We start from the raw sequence: 8,005 nt of genomic DNA on the forward strand, positions 1-8,005 counted from the left end.
AAAGTAAGATTTTAACATTTAGCTATTCGTTCATTTAACCAAATGTTAACAAAAGATAGGAATAGTTACAATGAAGGCAATTTGCTTAACGAATTGTGAATTGTTTCAACTTTTTCACGGGTAGTTTTTAAATCAATATTTTCAATAATTATGTCTGCAAGTTTTTGCTTTTCCTCATCGCTCCATTGATTTTTCATTCGTTGTTCAATCTCTATTGAAGATGCATTATCTCTGGCCCTAACACGGGCAATACGAACTGCTTTAGGGGCAGTTACTAATATAACCAAATCACAGTTTTTGTAACCGCCGTTTTCGAAGAGTATTGCGGCCTCCTTTATTACATAAGTAGCTTTCTGTTTTGAAACCCATTTTATGAAATGAGCCGCAACCTTTGGATGTATCACGGCGTTCACACCTTCCAAAAGTGTTTTGTCATTAAAAATTTTATCTGCAACAAACTTACGGTTGAGTTTCGGTCCCTTATAAGCTTCTTCACCAAGTAGCGAAATAAGTTTACGGCGAATCACTTTTGAGGTATCGGTTAGTTTTTTTGCCTCAATATCCGCAATATAAATAGGCACGCCCAATTCGGAAAACAACTGCGCCACCGTAGTTTTTCCGCTACCAATTCCCCCAGTTAGTCCGATTATTTTCACTTGGATTTTTATTGCTTTTTAAAGTTGAAGAATTATTTGAATTTAAAAAAATCGATCTTCTTTGGCTCGAAGACTACATTGTAAATGTTCTGAGGTTTTTTCTCAAGAAATGGCAACATAAAGTTTTCCTCTTTGTTTCTTTGTGAATAGTCGCAGACCAGCCTGAAGCTATCTTTAGAAATATTAGCGAAATCATTTACAGATACGTCAAAAGTAATAGTTACCGCTTGCGGCACCATTTTAATATCTATATCTGGCGGTAGATTAATCACCTCAACAGAAAAAGTGTATTGACCTTGAGAAAACTCTGCAATAACAAGTTCAACCTTAACTTTATTAGGTTTAATTGAAACTATCTCACTTCCCGGACTAACGATTTTTGCCGTTTCGGAAATATTTTTTTCAACATCATTGATGGAAATCAATTCTGTTTCAATAGTATGCTTGTTCTTCAGACTTCCCGAAGGGCCAGATATTGTGACTGAATCTGGAATAACCTTTATACTATCTACTGGTTTAAAACCGTTTTTAAATGAAATAGCCATCTTTGCAATAACCCGAACTTTTTTTAGTACAATAGGGTCTAAATGAACATTCAGTTCTTCAACAGAAAGGTTCTTTATGGCTAAATTTCTGTTGAAATTAGAGGATACCATTCGCAATAGTTCATTTTTTGAAATCTTAAATCCATCTTTTTCATTTGAATAATACTTGCCTACAGGTACCGTAATTGTCGGTTGTTTAAATTTATAGAAAAGTATTTCAAAACCGTTTGCCGCAAGGTCAAAAGTAATAAATTGTGTGTTGTTCTTTGAGAGTGCCGCAGTTTCGGGAATATTTTCATAATTAATTTTGGCAGTCATTGTAGAAGTAAACTCCCTACTAAACTTGGTTAAAACCCAAAAGATTGTAGCAAGCAACAGAAAGAGCAGAAAGCGGTTCACTTTTGCATTTTTACTGTTTTTAAAAAATCCCTTCGACATAGTGGTTTGTTTGAATGTTACTAAAATTAACTAAAAAATAAGGAGGGAAATTGTTTCTGTGGATCTTTCTTTATAAGATTTATAAAAAAACTGGACTTTATAAAAGCAATTCCATATCCAAAAAATTGAATAAAAACAGCCGCTATGGAAAGCAATCCAATATAAACGTTTTTGTTTTTTATGGAAGAATCAATCAATATCAACATTAAATATAAAAGCAACGGAATTAAAAATAAAGGATTGAAGAAGATGGAAAATAAAATAGACCCGACAACAAACATCACAAAGATTGTTGGAAACCAAAACGTAATTTTAGCTGCGGAAGGATGCCATTGATTTAAAATTGGCCTAACGAGTCCAAATTTTCTTACTTGTATATAAAACTTCTTCCAAGAAATTCGTCTTTTATGGTATACAAAAGCATTGGGTAGAAACGTTGTTTTGTAGCCCGCTTTCAAAATACGCTGGGAAAGATCTGGATCTTCTCCTGGGTGGATTTTTGCATAACCACCTGTTTTTTCAAACACTTCTTTTGAGATTCCCATGTTGAAACTTCTAGGTTCAAAACGATTGATACTCGCTTTACTGCCACGAATACCGCCAGTGGTAAAAAAAGAGGTCATTGTGTAATTTATAGCTTTTTGTAAAGGAGTGAAACTTTCGTGTGCAGCATCTGCACCCCCAAAACAATGATAAAATGTTTCGCTTAGGAATGAATCAACGGTTTTCAAATAGTGTGGAGGCAACAAACAATCGGAATCGAGAATTATAAAATAGTTTCCTTTCGCCTGCTTCATTCCAAAATTTCGTGAATCTCCTGGGCCAGAATTTTGCTTGAAATAATATGAAATGGAAAGATTTTCTGAAAACTGGTTCACTACTTTTTCAGAGGTTTCCGTAGAGCCATCTTCCACCAAAACAATCTCAAAATCTTCGTGAAAATCAAGTTTTGCAAAACTTTCCAAAAGCTCCATCACTTCCTGAGGACGATTATAGACTGGGATTATAAAGGAGTACTTTCGTTGCATTGCACAAAGTTAGTTAAATAAAAAAAGCCACCCACTTTCGTGGATGGCTTTTCATATTCAATTATGAAATTTAGTTTTTCAATACTCTGTAAGTACCAGTCTGGCCTTGAACAGTAACCTTCATAAGGTAGGTTCCAGTTGTTAAGCCTGAAATATCAAGATCAGAAGTAGTAGCTCCAATTTTAGAACTTAAAACACTTTGACCTAAAATATTGTAGATAGCTACTGTATCAATATTATTGATAGATTTCAAAGAAAGAACTCCGCTAGTTGGGTTTGGATAGTAAGCAAAACCTTCCAATGCATTTTCAGAAACTCCAAGAATTTCTCCTTTTGCAGAAGTCCAAGCTACTTGGTCAGCCCCACCGTTGAAAAGACCAATTACAGTTGAAGCACCAGTAAGCACATCAACTCTTCTCCACTGTCCTTGAAATGCACCACCGTCAAAAGCAGAAAGATAAACAAATCCTGCATCGCCTTTAATGTAAGTTCCACCTTGACCGAAGTTTGCGTCAAAACCTAATGAGCCAATAATAGAAGCTGTACCAGTTCCAAGATCTACATAGTAAAAGTTATCATCAACGATATCATGGCTATAGCCATCACCGTTCTCGTCGATCATTAAGGAAATACCACCTGCCATACCAGTCACACCTACTGTAGTAGCGGTAGCCGCTCCAATATCAATAGTAGAAAGTGTAGAGGTTGTAATGTTTGTAGAAAGTGCATATAATGTTCCACTTGTAGGGTCAAATTCTGCACCTGCCCAAGATTCTCCACCTGGAGCAGCAATGCTACCAAGAGAAGTGTAAGCACCAGATGCAAGATCTACACTGTAGAAAGCACCGCCATTGTCAAGAACATAAGCAGTTCCGTCATCGTTAGGATCTATTGCACCAGCATTTTCAAAATTAGCAGCTGGAGAAGCTCCAACAGTTGTAAAAGCAGCTGGATCAGCTGGATCAAATGTTATCAAGCTAGCAGTTGAGTTATTAATACCGAATACAACGGCTGGATCTGCACCGCCTCCTGGCTCATCATCACCAAGAACATTCCATACTAAACCTTGGCTCAAACCTAGGTCGAAAAAAGGAGTAGGTACAGTCGCTCCACAATCAGCAGCCATAATATAACTTGGTCCAGTTTCGCCAGCGTTGTTACAGCCAAAACGCATAAAGTTAGTATCAGTACCATCATCTACCAATACAAGTTCCATTACCATTGCTTCCCCTGCAGGAACCATAGCCGTAAGAGGCAAAGTAATCATAGTTTCAAAATCTGCGTTGGTTGCATTATAAACAGCAGTACCTTGAAGAGTCAAAGTTCCACCAGGAAATGACCCAGGTGTTGTTGAATAGATATTAGCTGTAATAGGAAAACCTGCTGGAGTTGTAATAGTTCCAATTGCAAATTCTACAGCTGAAACTTCCAAGCCGTTCATAATACCAAAATCTCCAGGAAGATCAAAGTGTCTGTACATATTATTGTTTCGGAAGCTTGTTGGTGATGCACAAGCAATCTCAGTACCTGATTCAATTGTTTGTGAATTGCTTTGCGTGATAACAACGGGAGCTAAATTCTGAATTCCATTGAAGTGTACGTTTAGCATACGTTGTTCCTGAGGCGTAAAATAAGCATTAACGTCTCCGGCAACATCTCCAATACTCTGAAGTCTGGTTATCAAACTTTCAACAGTCACTGGAGTTTGCGTACCAGTATTTGTTCCTGTAAAAGAGCTTTGTGCATTCATTAGGCCAATAGACCCAATAAAACAAGCTAATAGTAATGTAATTTTTTTCATAATAAAATTTGATTTAAAGGTTAAAATTTTTCAATATTAGAAGCTAAGATATTCAAAATAAGATTAACCCCAAAAATAATATGCTAAAAATAAAAAAAGCCACCCACTTTCGTGGATGGCTTTTAAAATAATATCAATTATATAAATTTAATTTTTCAATACTTTGTATGTACCTGTCTGGCCATCAACAGTAACCTTCATAATGTAGGTTCCAGTTGTTAAACCTGAAATATCAAGATTAGAAGTGGTGGCACCAATTTTGGAATTCAAAACACTTTGACCTAACAAGTTATAGATAGCTACTGTATCAATATTTTTAACAGCTTTCAATGAAAGAGCACCGTTAGTTGGGTTTGGATAGAAAGTAAAACCTCCAAGTGTGTTATCAGCAACACTCAATGGATCACAATCACCTTCAAAATTATACACTAAATCGTCAGCACCTGTGGCAACTAACCAAGTTACTCCCCCATCAGGTGAATAGACAGAAGGATAACCTACAATACTTGCAGTTGTTGTCTCCCAATATCCTGGACCTCCCGTACCTGAAGTAGTGGTAACATATACACTTACCCAATAGGTAGTAGGAAAGGCACCTTGACCAGCTAATGCAATAGGAGCAAGATCAAATACAATCTCAGAAACATCAAGAGATGGAGCTGCTGGGAAATCGCCTAACACTGTTTGTGAACTTGGAACAACGCCAGTTTGAGAAGCTATGATATTTCCTGGGTCTGGAAGGCCTCCAAAATCATCAGCATATACAATAATATCAGCAGATACAACTGCATCACCATCAGGCATTATAAAGTTGACGGTTGCTTTATTAAAGCTCATATTCTCATTAATTGCTACTGTTAAATCAGTAGCTATCATCTGAGCAGTATCAACAGAAGAAGTATAACCGTTTTCAAACCCGTTTGATGGATTCGACTCATTACAAGCGGTACCACCACCAACAAGGTCACCGTACATTACAAAAGGCATACCTTGGGGAGTTAATGAACCGCTGTCTTCAGCTATAACCCATAAACCAGCTTGATTTTGAAGTGCATTTCCTGTTGTAGCATTTCCTGTAATTACAATAGGAGGAGCCCAAGGACCAGAAGCACCAGTACCCGCAAAGGAATATTCAATCCAGTAAGTACCAGCAGTCAATGAAAGTCCTGTAGTAAGCCCAGTGACTCTTTGAATTTCTCTTGAAGTATCACCAGGTGCACTTTCCAATTGTCTAAAAGCATCGGTTGCAGTAGCAGTATCAAGGATATCTGTAGTAAGATCTCCCCAAATTACACTAGCACCACCACCACTTGGATCACCATCCCAAACTTGCATATATAATGCATTGATAGATGGAGCAGAAGATCCTGTTTGATAAGCAAAAACGTCAATAGAAGTAATATCATAATCAGCAGCAAGTACAACATCATCAGCCATACTGTTGCCAGCAGTGAATTGAGCTCCAAAACCATATAAACCCATACTTAATGAGGCATCCTGCAAGAAGCTGATGTCTGGAGGGCCTGCTACATTAAAGTAAGGGCCATTGTCATAAACAATGGCATCTGGAGATTGGAAATAATAGGTTCCAGTAAAAGGAACGCGTAAGTTATCATCTCTCTCTATAGTGGAAATTACTCCAGTAGTTTCACCAATTGCTGTCCCCGTGGAATTATAATAAGCCGCAGGAAGTTGGACAGTTTGCGAATTTTGATCCGCAGGTTCATTAGTTGCCTTGTTTTGGCTAAATCCCATAGCACAAAAGCTCAGAAAAATTAACATTGTAATTTTTTTCATAATAAAATGTGATTTAAAAGTTAATATTAGAATTTTTACTTAAATAGGTTAAAGATATTCACAAAAGACTAGGTTAAAGATATTCAAAAAAGACACTAAAACAAAAAAAAACATAAAATACTTAAGGCAACTTTACTTACCATTAAAAAAGCCGCCCACGAATGTGGGCGGCCTTAATTACAGTTAAAAAATTAAAGAGTTATTGTTTCAACACTTTATAAGTACCTGTCTCACCGTTTACGGTAACCTTCATCAAGTAAGTACCGGTGCTAAGACCTGATATATCAACCTGTGAAGCAGTAGCGTTCACACGGTTGTCAACCACTAGTTGACCCAAAAGGTTGTATATCGATACATGCTCGATGTTGTCAACACTCTTAAGGTTCAGGATACCATTGGTTGGGTTCGGGTAATAACTGAAACCAGCAATTGTATTGTCTGAAACACCAAGGTTGGTACCGTCTATTACGATGTCCGTAATGGCTCCAGTGTTCATCACAAACACATAATATGCTTGACCGCCCAATGTAAATATGGACGCAGAAGTGCCAGGAGCACACTGGTTACTCTGCTGTGGCACAAGTGTAAGGTCTGTTTCCACAGCGTTCTCATCAGGTGCAGTATAGAACGTTACTGAACTGGCTCCACCAGGAGTTACGATCATTGCAGTAGCAGTACCGTCGCCAGCAGGAACAAAGTTGTACCAAACACCGTTGGCTCCAGTAAGATCACAATTCACCGGGTTACCGTCCTCAGTAGTCGCCGCAGGCATTGCTACAGAAGGGTCAGTATAAGGGAACCCTATCTCATCAACATCTATCGAGTTCACGATCATATCGTTCGGCGGAGGTGTTGGGGTACAAGTAACGTCCATAGTGAAGTTACCGGTAGCACCACCAAAGCTGTGGATAAGGATGTAGTATTTTGTGTTTCCATCACTTGCAAAAGTAATTTCGGACTGAAGTCCACAGGCATCATCGTTTCCGCCAACACAAACAAGCGCTGGGCAAGTTCCGCTATAAACCGAAATCTTTGAATCGAAGTCTGTTCCGTTACACAATGATAAGGTGATATCACCAGGTAGACCACTATTGTCGTCCAAGGAATACCAAACCCCAGGAGAGGTTATAGGCGTACCGCAGGTAGGTGCGTTATCTATAGTTGCACCAACATTAGAACCGGTAACAGAATCACCGCAGTTTACTGCAATAGCACCGCTACAATCATCGTTTGGCAATGGATCCTCACAAGTTACATCAAGACTGAAGTTACCAGAGGCACTACCAAATCCTTCTACCATAATATAATAAGTAGATGTACCATCAGAAACAAAGGTTACCTCGGACTGAAGACCACAAGAGTCATCATTGAAAGCAAGCTCGTTAAGAAGGTCGCAATCGTCAAATACACGAAGCAATGAGTCATAGTCAGTACCGCCTCCACAAAGTGAAATGGTAACTAATTGTGAAGTACCGCTACCAGTGAACTTATAGAATACGTCTGGAGCAGCGTTTCCGCCAGAATCAGTCGCAGTCAAAGTTTCTCCTACTACACTGTCGCCACAAGCAAGAGCAATGGCTCCAGAGCAATCGTCATAGTTGCCACCACCGCCAATTGGCTCGCAGTTTCCTTCCCAAATATAAACACCATCTAAAAGTGGGTCAAAATAAGCCCAACCTGCGTCAAACAACGCTGTTGGATTGCCAATAGAACTGGAAGAGGTAACAACCCAGTAAACAG

6 protein-coding genes are annotated in these 8,005 nt (G+C 38.5%); all 6 read right to left on the reverse strand.

The features are described 5' to 3' along the window. Positions 1-65 precede the first annotated feature (65 nt). Positions 66-656 carry a dephospho-CoA kinase gene (gene coaE, locus ESU54_RS16760; RefSeq protein ID WP_111845671.1) on the reverse strand — a complete coding sequence of 197 codons (591 nt, stop codon included), beginning with the start codon at positions 654-656 and terminating at the stop codon, positions 66-68. A gap of 32 nt (positions 657-688) precedes the next feature. Next, positions 689-1,639, reverse strand: a complete 951-nt coding sequence (locus tag ESU54_RS16765) for a CdaR family protein (protein ID WP_111845670.1) — start codon at positions 1,637-1,639, stop codon at positions 689-691. 26 nt (positions 1,640-1,665) lie between these two features. Next, positions 1,666-2,667: a glycosyltransferase gene (locus ESU54_RS16770; RefSeq protein WP_111845669.1), complete on the reverse strand. Its 1,002-nt coding sequence runs from the start codon at positions 2,665-2,667 to the stop codon at positions 1,666-1,668. Between the two features lie 70 nt (positions 2,668-2,737). Then, positions 2,738-4,468 carry a T9SS type A sorting domain-containing protein gene (locus tag ESU54_RS16775; protein WP_111845668.1) on the reverse strand — a complete coding sequence of 577 codons (1,731 nt, stop codon included), beginning with the start codon at positions 4,466-4,468 and terminating at the stop codon, positions 2,738-2,740. Between the two features lie 147 nt (positions 4,469-4,615). Next, positions 4,616-6,265, reverse strand: coding sequence for a T9SS type A sorting domain-containing protein (locus tag ESU54_RS18135; RefSeq protein WP_235004632.1), 1,650 nt, complete (start codon positions 6,263-6,265; stop codon positions 4,616-4,618). Between the two features lie 199 nt (positions 6,266-6,464). After that, the coding region (locus tag ESU54_RS16785; RefSeq protein ID WP_146848153.1) for a T9SS type A sorting domain-containing protein at positions 6,465-8,005 on the reverse strand (1,541 nt) is incomplete at its 5' end.

This window comes from Aequorivita antarctica (assembly GCF_007997155.1).
Taxonomy (GTDB): domain Bacteria; phylum Bacteroidota; class Bacteroidia; order Flavobacteriales; family Flavobacteriaceae; genus Aequorivita; species Aequorivita antarctica.